The 17,498-nt window shown below is 62.2% G+C and carries 12 protein-coding genes; all 12 read right to left on the minus strand.

Annotated features, from left to right (window positions below; all coding sequences use genetic code 11):
• Nucleotides 1-11: 11 nt before the first annotated feature.
• Nucleotides 12-740: a hypothetical protein gene (locus ACZRN6_RS24350; RefSeq protein ID WP_322145022.1), complete on the minus strand. Its 729-nt coding sequence runs from the start codon at nt 738-740 to the stop codon at nt 12-14.
• Between the two features lie 54 nt (nt 741-794).
• Nucleotides 795-3,284, minus strand: a complete 2,490-nt coding sequence (locus ACZRN6_RS24355) for an efflux RND transporter permease subunit (RefSeq protein ID WP_464009038.1) — start codon at nt 3,282-3,284, stop codon at nt 795-797.
• Between the two features lie 32 nt (nt 3,285-3,316).
• Complete coding sequence (locus ACZRN6_RS24360; RefSeq protein WP_464009039.1) at nt 3,317-4,414, minus strand: WD40/YVTN/BNR-like repeat-containing protein; 1,098 nt, start codon at nt 4,412-4,414, stop codon at nt 3,317-3,319.
• Between the two features lie 56 nt (nt 4,415-4,470).
• Complete coding sequence (locus tag ACZRN6_RS24365; protein WP_322145019.1) at nt 4,471-5,868, minus strand: DUF1329 domain-containing protein; 1,398 nt, start codon at nt 5,866-5,868, stop codon at nt 4,471-4,473.
• Nucleotides 5,869-5,888: 20 nt separating this feature from the next.
• Entirely contained in the window at nt 5,889-7,556 is a 1,668-nt protein-coding gene (locus ACZRN6_RS24370) for a DUF1302 domain-containing protein (protein ID WP_322145018.1), read from the minus strand.
• Between the two features lie 106 nt (nt 7,557-7,662).
• Nucleotides 7,663-11,175, minus strand: a complete 3,513-nt coding sequence (locus ACZRN6_RS24375; RefSeq protein ID WP_464009040.1) for an indolepyruvate ferredoxin oxidoreductase family protein — start codon at nt 11,173-11,175, stop codon at nt 7,663-7,665.
• Between the two features lie 29 nt (nt 11,176-11,204).
• A complete protein-coding gene (locus tag ACZRN6_RS24380; RefSeq protein ID WP_464009041.1) occupies nt 11,205-11,933 on the minus strand; it encodes a glutathione S-transferase family protein in 729 nt (242 codons plus the stop codon).
• Nucleotides 11,930-13,405, minus strand: coding sequence for an FAD-binding oxidoreductase (locus ACZRN6_RS24385; protein WP_464009042.1), 1,476 nt, complete (start codon nt 13,403-13,405; stop codon nt 11,930-11,932). Before ACZRN6_RS24385 ends, ACZRN6_RS24380 begins: the two co-directional genes overlap by 4 nt.
• Before the next feature lie 253 nt (nt 13,406-13,658).
• Nucleotides 13,659-14,444, minus strand: a complete 786-nt coding sequence (locus ACZRN6_RS24390; protein WP_464009043.1) for an enoyl-CoA hydratase/isomerase family protein — start codon at nt 14,442-14,444, stop codon at nt 13,659-13,661.
• Nucleotides 14,441-15,697 (minus strand): NAD(P)/FAD-dependent oxidoreductase, encoded by a 1,257-nt coding sequence (locus tag ACZRN6_RS24395; protein ID WP_464009044.1) that lies wholly within the window; start codon nt 15,695-15,697, stop codon nt 14,441-14,443. The genes ACZRN6_RS24390 and ACZRN6_RS24395 overlap by 4 nt, the downstream gene beginning before the upstream one ends.
• Before the next feature lie 54 nt (nt 15,698-15,751).
• Nucleotides 15,752-16,069, minus strand: coding sequence for a 2Fe-2S iron-sulfur cluster-binding protein (locus tag ACZRN6_RS24400; RefSeq protein ID WP_464009045.1), 318 nt, complete (start codon nt 16,067-16,069; stop codon nt 15,752-15,754).
• A gap of 23 nt (nt 16,070-16,092) precedes the next feature.
• Nucleotides 16,093-17,496, minus strand: a complete 1,404-nt coding sequence (locus ACZRN6_RS24405; RefSeq protein ID WP_464009046.1) for an enoyl-CoA hydratase-related protein — start codon at nt 17,494-17,496, stop codon at nt 16,093-16,095.
• Nucleotides 17,497-17,498: the final 2 nt, after the last annotated feature.

The following is a 17,498-nucleotide window of genomic DNA, read 5'->3' on the forward strand; positions in this document are numbered from 1 at the left end:
GCACCTGCGGGTTAGGCCAAAGATTCCTGCTCGACCTGGCGGATGGCCGGAAACAGCAGAATGCTGGTCAGTACCATCCAGGCAAAGAAGCTGCTGAGTACCACCCAGTAGGTGATCAACCCATGCCAGGCAAAAGGCCCGTCTTCGACAAACGGCATGATGTACGCCGCGATAAACGTCGCGGCAATCGCGAAGGACGCCCAGCCCAGCCACTTGGGCAGCAAGGGCTGCGTGCGCCGGTCCATGAAAATGGCCCCACCGAAGGCGCACATCTGGATCGCGGTGACCATGATCGTGGTGTCGAAGATGAACCAGCCCATGTCGCTCAACAGCTGTATGTCCTGGGGCGAACGCAGGCTGGTTCGCACACTGGCGGTCAACCACATGATCGAAAACCCCAGGGTGACGAAGGCCGTTGCAATACCGCCGACGAACTCCAGCTGCGCCAGCAAGCCGTCGGGGCCTTCGATCTTTTTGATCACGGCGGAAATCACCAGACTCCACACGTAATACAGCGGTGCAACAAACAAGGTGCCGACCATGCCGGCACGGATCTTCAGGTTATTGGCCAGGAAAAACTCGCTGATCTGCTGCGCATTCAAATACTGCGGTGGCGCCGGCAGGAAGCCGGCGAGCAGCCCCCAGAAGGCAACCAGCCCGACCAGATAAACCGGCCCGGCCCAGGCGCAAAGGCGCCAGACCCGGAATACAGTGGTGTCTCGCAAGATAGTGTCGTGCATCACGCGCCCTGCCCTTTTGTGATTATTGTTGGGGTGATTGGTACTGGCTGTGCCTTAGCCCGCCCGCACGCCGGGCGGCTTGCGGGCCGCCTGCGCCGGCATGGGCGGCGGGCGCCTGGCCTCGGTCTTGAGCACATCGGTTTGATCGGTTTGCCCGCCTTGGCGGGCCATCGGCGACTGCGGCAACAGAAACGCGGCCAGGCTCGGTACCAGGATCAGCGCACCGAGCATGTTCCACAGGAACATGAACGCCAGCAGGATGCCCATGTCGGCCTGGAACTTGATCGGTGACCAGGCCCAGGTGATGACCCCGGCCGACAGCGTTACACCGATCAAGGCCACGACCTTGCCGGTGGAGGACAGCGCGGCGAGGTAGGCTTCCCGAATCGAGGCGCCCTGTCGCTGGTGATAGAGGTGGATGGTCAGCAGGTACAACGAATAGTCCACGCCGATCCCGACCCCCAGCGCCGTCACCGGCAAGGTCGCGACCTTGACGCCGATACCCAGCATCACCATCAGCGCTTCACACAGGATGGTGGTGACCACCAGTGGCACCACCGCGACGATCACCGCGCGCCAGCTGCGAAAGGTGATGAAGCACAACAGGATCACCGCTGCGTACACGTACAACAACATCGTGCGGTTGGCGTGTTCCACCGCAATGTTGGTCGCGGCATCAATGCCCGAGGTGCCGGCTGCCAACAGGAACTGGCGCTCGTCGGTGTTATGCGCCTTGGCAAACGCCTCGACGGCGGTGACCACCCGGGTCAGGGTCTCGGCCTTGTGATCGCTGAGAAACGCGATGATCGGCGCCACCGAACGGGCGTCGTTGAACATCTCCGGGCTGGTGGCAGACACCAGGTTCATCGCGTCCTGCAACACAAACGGGTCGCGGTTGATGCTTTCCCACTTCAATGAACCTTCGAAGCCCACCTTGGTGTAGGCCCGCGCCAGGGTGGCCGCCGACACAGTGGTTTGCACCCCGGGCAAGTCCCGCAGGACCTGCTCCAAACGGTCCATTTCCAACAGGGTTTCATAGTTGATCAGGCCTTGGGGCGGCGTGGCCACGATGACCGCGAACTGATCGCTGGACAGTTGGTAGTGGCCGCTGATGTAGGCGTTGTCCTTGTTATAGGTCGAGTCGGCGCGCAGCTCCGGTGCGCCGGGGTCGAGGTCGCCGATCTTGATGTTGAGTGCGACCATCCAGCCGCCCGCCGTAAGTACCACCGTCGCCACGATCACCCATACCGCGCGGCGCTTGTCGGCAAACCTGCTGAGCCACACCAGTAATGGGTGCGTACCCTCCAGCCGGCGCTGGCTGCGCGCCGCCGAGGCGGCACTGACGCCGGTGAACGACAGCAACACCGGCAACAGAATCAGGTTGGTGAAGATCAGCACAGCCACACCAATACTGGCTGCTGCCGCCAGGCCACGGATCACCGGAATATCAATTACCGCCAGTACTGCAAACCCCACGGCATCGGCCAGCAGCGCGGTCATCCCGGCCAGGAACAGGCGCCGGAAGGTGAAGCGCGCGGCGATGTATTTGTGGGTACCACGCCCGATGTCCTGCATCACCCCGTTCATCTTTTGCGCACCGTGGGAAACGCCGATGGCAAAGATCAGGAAGGGCACCAGGATCGAATACGGGTCGAGCACAAAACCGAAGGCTTGCATCAAGCCCATCTGCCAGACCACCGCGACGATGGAGCACCCGGTCACCAGCAAGGTACTGCGCCAGCAGCGGGTGTAGAACAGGATAAACAGGGTCGCGGTGACAGCGGCGATCAGGAAATACACCAACACCTGGTTGAGCCCGTCGATCAAATCGCCGATCAATTGCGCAAAACCGATCACCTGGATATCCACGCCACGCTGTTTGAAGTCACCGCGCAGGGTTTCGATCTGGTCGCGAAAAGCCTTGTAGTCGAAGGCTTCGCCCGTGACCGCATCCTTGTCGATCAACGGCAGGAAAATCATCGAGGACTTCTGGTCATTGCCCACCAGCGAGCCGGTAATGCCCGAGCGCCGCACGTTGAACCGCAGCGCTTCTACGCTGGCCGCCGAGCCGTCGAAACCGATGGGCATCACCGGGCCGCCCTGGAAGCCATCGGCGGTGATTTCGTTCCAGCGCACCACCGGCATCCATAGCGACTTGACGAACGCGCGGTCGACGCCGGGGTACAGGTAAACCTTGTCGTTGATCTCGCGCAGGGTTTGCAGGTACGCCGGGTCGTAAATGTCGCCGTCACGGTTGGTGACGACAATGCGCACCGAGTTGCCCAGGCTGCGCAGCGAACTGGCGTGTTCAAGGTAGTTTTTAACGAAGGGATGGGACTGCGGCATCATGTCTTCAAAGCTGGCCTTGACTTGCAGCCGCGCCGACAAAAAGCCCAGGCCCAGGGTCAGCAGGATACAAATGGCGATCAGCAGCCGCCGATGGTTGAAGATCAGGCGCTCAGTGCGCGTTCCGGAGGCCGTGTCGAAATCCTTGAGATTGGACGTAACCGGCATGCCGTCGCTTTGACCGGGAGAGTGTGCCATCAGCTGTGCATTCCAAATCGATTCACGTGAAGTTACCGTTGCGCCGTCGAGTCAGACGGCGTCTCGGTGCGGATACCTTCCAGGCTGCTCATCAGGAAGCGGCCGTCGCCCAGCGCCAGGATGCCGGTGTAGCGCGCAGGCCTTGCGGTCTTGTGCAGGGCCATTGCCGGCCCCTGCCGGTTGCCCGTCAGCAGGTCCCCAGCGGCGTTGACCAGCACGAACTGCTGGCCGTCGGGCAACGCCAAACCGGCGGTAATAATCGCCTCGGAGGGTGTGTCCAGCGGTGCCCAGGTGTCTCCCTGGTCCTCACTGCGATACACCGTCCCCACCAGCCCAAACGCCAATACCGTCTGGCCCTGGCAAGCCAGGCCGAAAAAGCTGCCGTCGTAACCCGTGGCAAGCGTGTCAAAGCGCTGGGTGGCGCGGTTGAGGCGATACACCGTGCCGCTCTCGGCGGCGATGTACAGCTGGCCATTGATACCGGTGATCGCGTTCAAATTGAGCACGTCCGGGTTGTCGATGTGTTCCAGCCACGGCAGCCAGGTGCGGCCGCCGTCAAGCGTCTTCAGCAACATGCCGAACGAGCCCACCGCATAGCCTTGCTGCGCGTCTTCAAACCACAGGTCGAGCAACGGCAAGGCCGGGCCGACTTTGTAATTGCGCTCGATCAACGCCAGCGCCGCTTGGGCATCGGCATCGCCGCTGTCGGCCAGGGGCTGGTAATGACGGGTGAAAAGGTCTTTGGCCGCGCGGCCGTCGAACTGTTTCTCCCAGGTTTGCCCGGCGTCCTGGCTGTGCAGGATCACGCCATCGTGCCCCACCACCCAACCGTCGGTGGCGGTCGGAAACCGTACCGCAACCAAGTCGTCCTGCACCGGCACCGCGCTTTGCTGCCACGTTTCACCGTGGTCGTCGGAAGTCATGATCAGGCCGCGCAAACCGACCGCGACCAACCGCTCGCCCGCCTTGGCCACCGCCTGTAGCGGGCGCGATTGCAGGTTTTCCATAGGCCTGGCTGGCAGGTCCAGGGGGTCGAGGAATGCCGCACCGGCCGGTAGCGTCAACGTGGCACATAGCAGCCCCGTGGCGAAGCAGCCCGCCCGAAGCTTGATTGCATTGAATGGGTTCATCATCTGTCACCTTCAGGCACGCCCGCAGGGCTTGTCACCCTGCGGGTTGCCGGCCGCTAGCGGGCGCTGGAACTCTGCAGCGCCTTGGGGTTGAGCGGGAGGTTGAGCTTCTCGTCGCTGCCGAAACTTCTGACGTAGTTGCCCGGTTCGGTACGACCGGCGTTGATGATGATGTAGTTGCCTTTACGCAAGTCCTGGAACATCCAGGTGTCGCTGTTCATGCCGCCGATGTCCCAGGTTGGGAAGTTGAGGATCTGCGATACGCGCCAGATCTTGCCGCCATCGTCGTAGGACTCTGTACCGACCAGGCACCAGCAGTCTTCTTCGACATACAAGTTGCGCTTGCTGTAGGCGTGCCGTGCATCCGGCTTGCGGTCAGCTTCCACTACCCACACGTTGCGTTTTTCCCAGCGCATGTATTGCGGCTTGATGAACTGCTTGCCGAGAATTTCCGTGGAGGTGCTCTGGTTGGTCACGCCGAATACGTTGTAGGGAACGATCATTTCCTTTTTGCCGATCAACTTCATGTTGAAGCGGTCCATGCGCCCGACGAAGCCGAACGGTTCATCCCAGACAATCACCCCGGCGTAGCTGCCCATCGGCGTGTCGTAGGTGAACTCCGGCGCGCGACGCACGCGGCGCTGCCCCGGGGTGTAGAACCAGACCTTGGAAATATCGGTGGCATCGGGCAGGTAGTAGTTGAGGAACTGGGTGCCCGCCGAGGTCGGTGGCGAGAACAGCGTGGTCCAGAAGCCGAACATCGAATCGAAGGTTTTCTTGCGCAGTTCGCCGGTCTTTTCCGACCAGGGGTGCAGGTAAGCCGCGTCGATCCCGGGCAGTGGGTTCTGGCTGCCGTTGCTGTCTACCAGCCAGTTGCTGGAGCGCAGGCGCGAGATCGGTGGCGCGTAGCGGAAGAAGTGATTCCACAGCACCTCGTAGCCGGTCTTCGGTACCGGGAAAGGAATGCCCTGGTACGGCAGGCCATCGGCTGCGGCGCCCGCGACCTTGTCACCCTCGACGGCTCCGCCGACGGTGGCGGTGGTGGCGTTTTTCACGGTGTTGTCCAGGAACCAGTCCGGGTATGCCATGGTGCGATGCGTCGGATACACGTCGATCTTGTAGTCAGGGAAACGCTCCAGCAACGCAATGCTGCCCGGGCCCAGTTGGTCCTTGTATTGGGCCATGTTCGATTGCTGGATGGTGTACAGCGGTTTCTCGCCGGCGAACGGGTCCGGGTAGTTGTTGGCACCGACCTTGGGCGGGGTTTTCAAGCCGCCGTCATAGGCCGGTATCGCACCGTCCTTGCTCGCGCCGGCACTGGCGCCGAACTTGGTCAACGTCGTGCCCAGCACCTTGGCTTCCTCGGCAGGAACCGCGGCATAACCGGTCTGCGCCGCAAGCAGCGTGATGGCCAGGGTCAAGCCGGACAGATAGATTTTCTTCAGCTTTTTCATTGTTATTCTCCCGAGAACTCTTAAAAGGACGTCTTGAGCTGCAACTCGATCCAACCTTTGTCATTCAGCCCGATGGCGCCGTTGCCACCGCTGTACGCCATGCCGCCGCCGAAATCGGTGTCTTTGTGCTTGGCGTTCCAGTGGTAACCGTTGTATTGCAGGGTGGCGGAATGGGTTTGGCGGTACGTGGCGCGCATGCCCACTGAATAGATCTGCGTGCCTTCGGCGTAGAACGCGCCGCCGTTGTAGGCCGGGTTGCCGTTGGCGCCGTAGGTCAGGGACATCGGTGCGCTCAGGTCAATGCTGGGGAACACCTGCAACCACTGCGGCTCGAAAGACACTGCGACACCCAGTGCATTACGCGTGGCGCACCCGTCGCTTTTGGAGCCGCCGGCGCAGCCGGCATAGCCGATGCCGTTGTAGACCTCTTTGTTGTCAGTGACCTTTACCAGGCGCGTGTACGAGAGTTCAGCCACCAGCGCACCGGTGTCCCACAGCGGGGTTTTACCCAGGGTGTACACGCCGTTGAGGATAAAGTTGGCGATGTCGCCGGTGGCGCCCTTGTTGTACGGGGTATCGGGTTGGCCGTTGAGCAAGGCACTGGCAAGGCCAGTGTCCTGGCGGTAGGAGAGTTCCATGCCGGTACTCACCGGGCCCAGGTTGACCTCGTAGCTGAAACCGTAGAGCTTGGCGTTTCGCACGAACTCCTGATGCACGCTGCCGCCACCACCGGAGTACAGGTCGACCAACGCCAACGGCTGCACCTCGTCGAACTGGCGGTAGTAGAAACCGAGGTCGCCATGCGCCCATTCCGGCGACCACGACACCTTGACCCCAAAGTTATTGTTGATGTCTTTGGGTTTGTTTTCATGCCCGGCGTCAAACGGCCCACCCAACGACAGCGCCTGGTTCGGCCCCGCATAGAGGAAGTCGAACGGCCCCAGGTAAGTACCCCCTTCGGGGAACCGGTTGGGGCGAAACTCCAGGAAGTACTGGCCGGTGACCGACAGCTCCGGTGTGAGGTCCGCGGTCGCCATCAATTGGGTACGTGGCAGGAACAGCTCCTTGACCTCGGTGCCGGGCGATGTGAACGACTTCTGGTAATCGATCGGGTGCTGCGAATAGCCGATGTTGGAGAACCCGAAGAAAAACGCATTACCCCAATACTGGGTAAAGCGCCCAGCCTTGAGGTACACCGGGGTCTGGTCCATGTCGGTGTTGTAGAACATGAATGCGTCGAGCAACTCGGCGCCGCGCATGCTGTACTTTTTAGTGGTGCTGGAATAGCGGCTGTTACTGTAGCTGGTGATATCGGCAAACGCCGGGTTGGACTCCACGTGATCGTCGTAGGCGAAGTCTTTCCAGGCCGAGCCCGACAGCCGATAACCGAGGTTCTGCTGGTAGATACCTTGCAGCTCTACCAGGGCATTGACACGGTTGGTGACCATGTCGCCCTTGTCGAATTTGTAATCGCCTTCGTCGTAGGACGGGTTGTTGGCTACCCCGGCATTACGCCCCTGGGTTCGCCACCCCATGGTGTATTGCAAGGTGGTATTGAGGCTGGTGTCCCAGTTCTCGCCGGTATCGAGGTCCATCGCCTGAACCTGATGCATCACCCCGATATTGGCCAATACCAGGGTCAAGAACTTCAGAGACGGTAACGCTCCACGCTTGGTTTTAGTATTCATGACACATCCTTTTGGACTTATTATTTGATGTCATTTTTAGTTTTGTGCGCGCAGGCAGGCCCTTCACGACTGCCCACGCGACACCGCGCAACACCTGCGATTCTGGTTAACCGGCTTGGTTTAACTGCTCCTGCGGCGAGAGCTGGCGCACCGGAATAAACTGGATGGGCTGGCCCACCGACGGGTTGTGGAACTGCGTGAGCAACTGCGCTTCCAGCCCACGGACCTTTTCAACATTCGCCTCTTTGACGTGGCCAAAGCCGCGGATCTGCCCCGGCAACGAGGCAATCTGAATCGCTATGGAATGGTTGACGGGCGTCAGGTGCTCGATCAACGCAACCATCTGCTGTTCGTAATGAGTGATCAGGCGGCGCTCCATCTTGCGTTCCTCGGTGTAGCCGAACACGTCCAGGGCGCTGCCGCGCAGGCCTTTGAAGCGTGCCAGCACCCCAAAGACGGCGCCCATCCACTGGCCAAACTCACGTTTTTTAAGGTGCCCGGTTTGCGGGTCGCGCCGGGCAAACAGCGGCGGCGCCAGGTTGTAGCGGTAACGCGCACCGTCTTCGAACGCCTCCTTGAGCTGCGCCTTGAACGCCGCCGAGTTATGCAGGCGCGCCACCTCGTATTCATCCTTGTAGGTCATCAACTTGGCAAAGTTGCGCGCCACGGCCACGGTCAGTGCCTCACTGCTGGGCAGCACCCGTTGCTCGGCAATGCCGACCGCCTCAACCAGGCGCTGATAGCGCTTGGCCCAGGCGGCGTTCTGGTAGTCGGTGAGCAAACGGGTGCGGTGCGCAACAATGTCCGCCAGGACCGTCAATGGTGTGAACGCCAGGGACGGACGCTGTTGGGCCAGCGCTGCATCGATGCGCGCCGGGTCGCAGGCTTGCAGACGACCCAGGGCAAAGGCTTGCTGGTTGAATTCGACCGACACGGCGTTGATTTCCACCGCGCGCTCGATCGCCTGCGGTGAAACCGGCAACAGCCCGCTCTGGCACGCATAGCCGAGCATGAACAGGTTGGAGGCGATGGTATCGCCCATCAACGCCAGGCCCAGGCCAGTGGCGTCGACGCCGTGCAGCGTCTTGGACAATTGCGCCAGGTGGCCGACCAGGCGCTGACTGTCCACGTGCAAGTCCGGGTTGCGCTGAAAGGCCGGCGTCGGCGTAACGCGCTGGTTGACCACCACGTGCGTGCGCTGGGTATTGAGGGTCATGATCGGTTCCTTGGCCAACCCCGCCACCGCATCGAAGGCCAGCGCCAGGTCCGCTTCGCCCACACCGAGCTTTTGCGCGCCAAGGTGCGATGCCTCGCGGGCAATCCGCACGTGGCTGTACACCGCGCCGTTCTTCTGGCTCAACCCGGTCATGTCAAACACAGAGCAGGCCTTGCCTTCAAGGTGCGCAGCCATCGCCAGCAAGGCGCCGACCGTGACCACGCCTGTACCGCCGATACCCGTGACCATGATGTTGAACGCGCCACTCAACGCCACCTGCCGGGGTTCCGGCAGGCCCAGGATCAACTCGCCCACCCGACTGGACTTCTTCGGCTTGCGTGGTTCGGCATCCAGCACGGTGATAAAGCTTGGGCAAAAGCCTTTGACGCAGCTGTAGTCCTTGTTGCAGTTGGATTGGTCGATCTCGCGCTTGCGCCCCACTTCGGTTTCCTTGGGCCCCACGCTCACGCAGTTGGACTGCACCGAGCAATCGCCACAGCCCTCGCACACGTCCGAGTTGATAAACATGCGCTTGGCCGGGTTGGGGAATTTGCCGCGTTTGCGCCGGCGGCGCTTCTCGGCGGCGCAGGTCTGCTCGTAGACGATGACGGTCACACCCTTGACGTCCCGCAGCTCTTTTTGCACGGTTTCATAGGTGTCGCGATGGTGCACGCTCACGCCCTCGCCGAGGCCGCTTTGGCTGTTGTAGCTGGCTGGGCTGTCGGTGACCACGACGCAGCGCACCACGCCTTCGGCAAGGACCTGGCGCGTGATGTCGCCGGGGGTCAGCGGGCCGTCCACCGGTTGGCCACCGGTCATGGCGACGGCGTCATTGAACAGGATGCGAAAGGTCATATTGACCTTGGCGGCCACGGCTCCGCGCACCGCCAGCAAGCCGGAGTGGTAATAGGTGCCGTCGCCCATGTTCTGGAAGATATGCGGCGTATCGGAAAAATGCGCCAGGCTGTACCAGTGCCCGCCCTCGCCGCCCATTTGCGTGTTCGGCAGCATCGCCGGGCCGCTGTACATGGCCATGGCGTGGCAGCCGATGCCACCTGCAGCGATGCTGCCCTCGACGGTACGCGTACCGGTGTTGTGCGGGCAACCCGAGCAGAAGTACGGCGAACGTGAGGCTTGTGCCGGGTCCATGCTGTCAACCCGCGCCAGTTCACGGCTCATGTGGGCACTGGTGGCGGCCAGGGTCTCGTCCAACTTGCCCAGCCGGCGCAGGCGTTCGGCGATCACCACCGCCAATTGCATCGGCTCAAGCTGGATGTCCGACGGGATCATGAACACCCCGTCTTCGTCGACTTTGCCGACGATCAGCGGGGCATCCTGCAGGCCATAAAGGATCGCCTTGGCCTGGGCTTCCACCAGGCCGTCCTTTTCCTCGATAAACAGTAATTCGCGCTGGCCTGCGGCGAATTCGGCCAGGCCCTCGCGCTCCACCGGGTACATGCAGCCCAATTTGTAGAACGAGATACCCAGGGCCGCGGCGCTGTCGGCATCCAGCCCGAGCATGTCCAGTGCCTGAATTACATCCTGCACCGCCTTGCCGGTGGACACGATGCCCAGGCAACGCTGCGGCGCGTCGATGCGTACCTGATCGATACGGTTGGCGCGCACGAATTTTGCCACCAGCGGCCAACGGTAGCGCTTGACCACCACTTCCGATTGTTGGCGGTCGATGTGCGATGAAACGTTATGGATGCCCTTCGCCGGCAGCTCGCCATACGGCGGCAGCACCGGGGTGACCACCGCCGCCTGGATGTCCAGGGTCATGGTCTGCTCAAGGGTTTCGTTGCACATTTTGAAACCGGTATACAGGCCGGTATAGCGCGACATGGCAAAGCCCAGCAAACCCAGGCGAATCACGTCCTCGACATTCGACGGGGCAAATACCGGGATATTGCAGTGCATCAGCGCCACTTCACTCTGGTGCGCCAGGGTCGAGGACTTGCCGGAATGGTCATCGCCCGCCACCACCAGCACCCCGCCATGAGGGTGGGTGCCGCAGACGTTGCCATGCTTGAGCGGGTCGCCGGAACGGTCGACCCCAGGCCCCTTGCCGTACCAGATGGCAAACACCCCGTCCTTGTTCGGCAGCGGCGTGGAGGCCAGCATCTGGGTGCCCCACACGGCGGTAGCGGCCAGGTCTTCGTTGACGCCGGGCAGGAACAGAATGTCATGGCTGTCGAGCAGCTTTTTGACGCGCCACAGCTCCAGATCGAACGAGCCCAGGGGTGAGCCGCGATAGCCGGAAATGAAACCCGCCGTATTCAGCCCGGCACGGCGGTCCAGCTCGCGCTGCAGCATCGGCACGCGTACCAGCGCCTGGGTCCCGGTCATCAGTACCGTGCCGGTATCGGCGGTGTATTTATCCTCAAGCTTCACGTCACGCATTTTTTATGTCCCATTCAATCGTGGGTGTATCAGGCGGGCCGCTGCTCAATGGCTGGGGTCCGAGTTCGGTAACCCACAGGTCGAAAGCGGTAAGTCGCATTTTTTTCCTTGAGGTATTGCCCGAAGGCGTCCTCGAACAACGCCAGCACCGTCTGGGTGCTGTCACGCTGGGCCATCTGTGCGAACCAGCCTTGCAAGCCCAGTTCGGCAAGAATCGAGCGGCGGTAGACGAAGCCACAGACGCGCTCGGCGATGTCCAGGCAATAGAACGCGAACAGGTCGGCATAGCTGAGGGCCGCGCCCATCAGAAACGGCCCCGGGGCGACGAGGTGGCGCAAGGCAACGACGGCGCGGTCGAGGGTGATACGTGCTGCCGCAACGCTCACGGGGCTGTTATTGGCGCCCATGAATACGCCGGGGAACAATGAACGTACGGGTGCCTCGACATACAACTGCACCACGTTGATGACCTGGCGCTCACGGGCACGCTGGAACGGATCGGCAGCGTGCAAGGTCGGGATTGGCAGGCAGTCTTCGATATAGCCCAGGATCGCCACGGTCTCGCCGATCCAGCCGGCCGGGGTGTGCAGCAGCGGAATTTTGCCCATCGGGCTGATTGCCAGGAACTCCGCCTGCTGGCTGGCCCGGGTAGTCACCAGTTCAAACGGCGTTGCGGTCTCGATCAACGCGGCGTGGGCGATATTGAAATAGTTGCTGACGGCGTAACCGTGCAGGCGCAAGGGTTGGAGGCGAGTCATGGCGCTTGCTCGCCCGCCGCCGAACCAGGCTCGGTGTCGAAGATTTTGCCGGGGTTGAGAATGCCGTTGGGATCGAGCAGGTCTTTCAGGTTCTGCATCAACGCGCGCTCGATAGGCGTGCGGCTGATGGGGAACCAGTGTTTTTTCTCCAGGCCGATCCCATGCTCGGCCGACACCGACCCCTGGTACGCGGCCAGTGGCTCATAGACGCAGGCCTCCACCGGTTCACGCTCATCGTCGGTGCCGGCGCCAATCGCAATATGCAGGTTGCCGTCGCCGACGTGCCCCAGAAACGCGATCAAGCCGTCGGGCCAGCGCTGGTGCAAGCGCGCGGTGACCTGGGCCATATAGGCCTCCATGTCACCCACCGGCAGGGAAATATCAAAAGCGTAGAAGGGGCGAAAATCCTTGACCAGATGCTCAAGGTCTTCGCGGATTTCCCAGATCGATAGCTTCTCGCGCTCCGAACGGGCGATGACCGCGTCGTCGATCAGGCCTTTCTCGATACCTGCTTCCAGGGCCTTTTCAAACAGTTCGGTGTCCCGCGGCTGGTCGGCGCCAAGGGTCTCGATGATCGCGTAATACGGCTTGTCCACTGGCAACGGCGGTTGATGGCGGCCGGGCCGGGTATTCACCCGGTAAAAATTATTGTCGATCATCTCGAAGGCACTGAGCTGCCCCCCGAGGGCGCCATCCATGTGCCGCAGCAGTTTTGCCAACTGCTCGAAACGCGAAGCACAGACCATCGCCGTGTTGCTGCTCGAGGGCAATTCGCGCAGGCGCAACACCAGGCGGGTAATCACGCCCAGGGTGCCTTCGCTGCCGATAAACAGCTGCTTGAGGTCATAGCCCGTGTTGTTTTTAAGCATGCGGTTGAGCGACGAAACGATGCGCCCATCGGCCAACACCACTTCCATACCAAGGATCTGCTCGCGCATCATTCCGTAGCGAATCACCCGCACACCGCCGGCGTTGGTCGCCGCGTTACCGCCCAACTGGCAGGACCCACGCCCACCCAAGTCGAGGGCAAAGCTCAGGCCTGAAGGCTGCACGTGATCCTGCAAGGTTTCCAGGATCACCCCGGCCTGGACCGTGGCGGTGCGGTTCTCCAGGTCAATGTGTTCGATACGGTTCATCCGTTCCAGCGACACCACCACATCACCCGGCCGAGTCTGCGTGGCCCGCACCCAGCCGGACATCCCGCCCTGCACCACCACCGGCTGGCGAGCGGCGTTGCACAAGGCAAGGATTTGCGACACTTGCTCCGAGGTCGTGGGGCGCAGGATGGCATCTGCCTCGATGCGTGCCATGAACACACCCGGATGGCGTGAACTGACGTCTTCGCCCGTGAGCATGCCGCCCTCACCGACCACCGCATGCAGCTGTTGAAGAAGGCCGGCGGGCACCACGCCAGCGCTGATCGCCGGTTTGAATTCGGTGCGGTCGGTAGAGAGAACATCGCGTGTGGTCATAAGTCGTCACTTGCCCATTTTTAGATTTATCGCCATTCGTGGCTGGCCGGCGAATGGGAGGCTGTTGACCAATTGTTGGCCTGTCGGCCGGCTCGCAGCGATGGCAACGCTGGAGCCTGCGAAGCATTTCGTGCCAAAAACCGCGACCGCTGCAGCACGAACAAACGCCGGACAAAAAAATGCCGATTCAGTCAGCACTGAATCGGCCCGATGACGCTCGCTTTACCGCGTCAAACCAAAGGAATGTCACGCATCAGCTGTGGCTGTATATCGCCTTGCGCTTGGCAAAAAACGCTGCGACACCTTCGCGAAAATCCGCTGTGCCGGCGCAGGCACGAAAGGCCTGGTGCTCGGCCTCCAATTGCTGCTCCAACGTGTGGTCGGCGGCCTGGCGCAGCAAGTGCTTTATCTGGCCGTAGGCGAAGGTGGGCCCGCAGGCCAGCTTGCGCGCAAGACACTGCGTGTCTTCGTGCAACGAGCCTGCAGACACCACGCTTGCGATCAGCCCCAGGGCCAGCGCTTCGTTGGCACTCAAAACGCTATTGCACAGGGCCAGTTGCAGCGCGCGCTGGCGTCCCAGCTGCCGCAGCAAATGCCAGGACCCCCCGCCATCGGGGCTGGTAGCGATGGCGCTATAGGCCAGGCAAAACCGTGTGTTGCTCGCGGCGATGGTCAGGTCGCAACCCAGGGCCAGGCTCATGCCTGCACCGGATACCGGCCCGTGCACGCTGCCGATGACCACTTGGGGCATGTGTGCCAGCAGCCTGAGGGCGGCATGCAGCGGCTCGATGATCGCCGAGGCCAGTTCAGCCGGGGCGTCGCTGGCGTCGAATGCCGCAAGGTCGCCGCCGGCCATAAAGGCACGGCCCGCGCCGCTGAGTACGATCACGCGCACCTCTTCACGTCCCTGCAGCTGCTCGCAGAGCGCCAACAGAGTCTGGGCCATTTCGACGTTGATGGCGTTGAGTGCCTCAGGCCGATCAAACGTCAGGTTGGCGATGCCCCGCGTAATGTCCAGGCGTACTGGTGCAGGGCTCATGGGGCGGACTCCTGCACCACTGCCGCCACGCCAGGCACCGCCTTAAGCGGCAGATCGGCGTCAGCCAGCGCAACCAGGTCGGGGGCGAAACCTGCCTTGACCAGCGCTTTGCCCTGCACGTAATCGCGTACCTGGTTCACGCAGTCCAGGGCCAGTACCCGGCCTTGCCTGAGGTACACCACGCTGAAGCTGCGGGTGGCAGGGTCGCCGCGCAGCACCGTCTGGTCGTAGCCCAGGGACAGGCCGACGGTTTGCAGTTTCAGGTCGTACTGGTCGGACCAGAACCACGGCACCGCATCGTAGGCTTGCGCCTGGCCGGTGATAAACCGTGAGACCACCTTGGCCTGATCATTCGCGTTTTGTACCGACTCCAGGCGAATCGGGGTCTGAACCGCACAATAGGGGTTGAGGTGCGCGGCGCAGTCGCCGATGGCAAACACATCCGGCAGCGCCGCGCGGCAAAATGCGTCCACTTGCACACCGTTGCAGTCTTGCAGGCCGGCTTCCAGCAACGGCGCAATGGCCGGCACGATACCGATGCCGACAATGACCATATCGGCTTGCAGCACGCTACCGTCCGCCAGGGCCACGCCGACGACCTTGCCGCCCTCCCCGACCAAATGATCGACCAACACGTTAAGGCGAACCTCCACACCATTGGCCCGATGCTCAGTTTCGTAGAAACGCGACAGCGCTTCCCCGGCCACACGTGCCAAGACCCGGTCCTGGGCTTCGAGTACGGTCACCGACTTGCCCAGTTTGCTCAAGACCGCCGCGGCTTCCAGCCCGATATAGCCACCGCCGATCACCAGCACCCGCTGCGTGGCGGGCAGCTCGTGGATCATGCGGTCGACATCGGCTCGGTTACGCACTGAATGCACGCCCTGCAGGTCGTGACCCGGGCAACTGAGGCGCCGTGGTGCGCCGCCGGTGGCCCAGATGAGCTGGCCATAATCAAGCTGGGCGCCGCTGTCCAGCGTCAGCCGATGCGCTCGGGCATCGACGCCCACAACACGCTGGGCCAAGCACAGATCGATATGTTTTTCGTTCCAGAAACTCGCCGGGCGCAGCAACAGGTGATCAAAGCTTTTTTCGCCTGCCAGGTATTCCTTGGACAATGGCGGACGCTCATAAGGCAGCTCATGCTCCTCCCCGATCAGCGCAATGGAGCCTTCGAAACCCTGCTGGCGCAACAGGCTGGCCGCTTGGGCACCGGCATGGCCGGCACCGACGATCACGACGTCTTTGTGCATGGTGTGGTCCTCTTGTTGTTCTTATCGGCGTCAACGCAAACCCGGCAGGCGGTATCAGTCTTCCGGCGCGATGGTGACGCGCAGGCCATCCATGTCTTCCCGGAAGATCACCTGGCAGGACAGGCGCGAAGTCGCGGTGCGGTGGTCGGAACTGTCGAGCAAGTCATTTTCGTCGTCGCCCATGGGCGCCAGCTGATCGGCAAAAGCGGGATCGACGATCACATGGCAGGTAGCGCAGGAGCAGGTGCCACCGCACAACGCGAGGATGTCGTCGACGCCGCCGGACCGCATGATGTCCATCAGGCTCTGTGCGTTTTGCGCTTGCAGGGTCATGTGTTCGCCTGCACGGTTTTCAACAATAACAATGGCCATGTGTTGCCTCGATGCACTAAGGATCAGGAATAGAAACCACGCTTGGCGGCGGCCCGTTCACGCAAGCTGTGGGGCACACTGAAGCGCTGCGGGAAACGGCTGGCCAAGCGGTCGGCCTCGGCAACAAAGGCGTCCAGGCCTTGCACCTCAATGTATGAAACCGGCCCGCCGCTCCATACCGGGAAGCCTGCCGCCACAGCGCCGCAGTCGGCCTCCAGCGGGTCATCGACCACGTGGTTGTCCAGGCAGCGTACGGCGGTCAACGCCTGGGTGTAGAGCAACCGCCGCTCCAGTTCGGCAATCGCGGCAAAATCCACGTCCTCCACGCTTGGCTCAACAGCGCCTGAAGGGCACTCGGCCTCTGCGCTCAACGCATTGCGCCGGGACAGGCTGGCAACCAGCGTGGGCGAGACCCCTTCCTCTTTCATCGCCCGTTGCTCCGCCGCGACGGCATGGCGCAATTGACTGAGGTAGTCACTGAGGTTTTCGCGGCTTTCACGCTTGGCCAGGGCCTGACGCGATATGAATTGGGTGCGCGCGATGGCCTTGGCCTGCGGCGAACGCACGGTGTTGAAAAAGTAGCGCGATTCAATGCGCAACCCTGCGTCTATCGGTACTTGAGCGCCTTCGTAGACGCATTTAAGGATATTGGCGACTGCCGGGTAGTGCTCACCCGCCGTGCCAAGACGCGCCGCCAGGGCCGGGCCGAAATACCGATAACCCTGGGCCGAATGCACAGCGCCCGCGGGCAACTGGAAATTGGCCTGGTCCCAGCTCGCCTGGGCATCCGGGTGTTCGAGTACCCAGCGCCGTGCCGTTTGCAGCAGTTGATCGGCGGGCAGCAAGGCGTGTACCACGCCGGTCGCCAGCGCCTCGGCGGGTGCAATCGGTGTGCCCTCCAGCAAGTGGGGCAGTACCGCGCTCACGCCGAGCAAGCGGGTCAGGCGCTGCGTGCCACCGGCACCGGGCAACAGGCCTACGCCGACTTCCGGAAAGGCCAGGCGCAGCTTGGGGTCGTCCACCGCCACCCGGTAATGGCAGGCGAGCACCAATTCCAGCCCGCCGCCCAGGGCCAGCCCTGAGATGGCCACCGCGACGGGTTTGCCGCAGGTTTCCAGGGCGCGCAGGTGCCGCGACCAACTGGCGCTTTCGGCCAACGCAGTGCGCAGTTCTGCCTGGCTTCGGGCCGCTCGCCACAGGTCAAAATAACCGACGATTTCCGGCAAATCGGCCCCCGCGCAAAAACCGCTGGTTTTGCCCGAGACCAGCACCGCCCCGCGGATTTTGGGGTTGCTGCGCAGCGTTTCGACCAGCTCGCCGAACTCGCGCTGCACTTCAAAGCTGATCACATTCATGCCCTTGCCGGGCACATCGAAGGTAATCAGCGCGACACCCTCGGCGTCGATCGTGATGGAAAAATTGTTCATAT

The organism is Pseudomonas sp. A125, assembly GCF_055409485.1.

Coding starts and splice junctions, on each gene's coding strand:
- ACZRN6_RS24350 (WP_322145022.1), bottom strand. CDS start 740: ATGCACGACACTATCTTGCGAGACACCACTGTATTCCGGGTCTGGCGC.
- ACZRN6_RS24355 (WP_464009038.1), bottom strand. CDS start 3,284: ATGGCACACTCTCCCGGTCAAAGCGACGGCATGCCGGTTACGTCCAAT.
- ACZRN6_RS24360 (WP_464009039.1), bottom strand. CDS start 4,414: ATGAACCCATTCAATGCAATCAAGCTTCGGGCGGGCTGCTTCGCCACG.
- ACZRN6_RS24365 (WP_322145019.1), bottom strand. CDS start 5,868: ATGAAAAAGCTGAAGAAAATCTATCTGTCCGGCTTGACCCTGGCCATC.
- ACZRN6_RS24370 (WP_322145018.1), bottom strand. CDS start 7,556: ATGAATACTAAAACCAAGCGTGGAGCGTTACCGTCTCTGAAGTTCTTG.
- ACZRN6_RS24375 (WP_464009040.1), bottom strand. CDS start 11,175: ATGCGTGACGTGAAGCTTGAGGATAAATACACCGCCGATACCGGCACG.
- ACZRN6_RS24380 (WP_464009041.1), bottom strand. CDS start 11,933: ATGACTCGCCTCCAACCCTTGCGCCTGCACGGTTACGCCGTCAGCAAC.
- ACZRN6_RS24385 (WP_464009042.1), bottom strand. CDS start 13,405: ATGACCACACGCGATGTTCTCTCTACCGACCGCACCGAATTCAAACCG.
- ACZRN6_RS24390 (WP_464009043.1), bottom strand. CDS start 14,444: ATGAGCCCTGCACCAGTACGCCTGGACATTACGCGGGGCATCGCCAAC.
- ACZRN6_RS24395 (WP_464009044.1), bottom strand. CDS start 15,697: ATGCACAAAGACGTCGTGATCGTCGGTGCCGGCCATGCCGGTGCCCAA.
- ACZRN6_RS24400 (WP_464009045.1), bottom strand. CDS start 16,069: ATGGCCATTGTTATTGTTGAAAACCGTGCAGGCGAACACATGACCCTG.
- ACZRN6_RS24405 (WP_464009046.1), bottom strand. CDS start 17,496: ATGAACAATTTTTCCATCACGATCGACGCCGAGGGTGTCGCGCTGATT.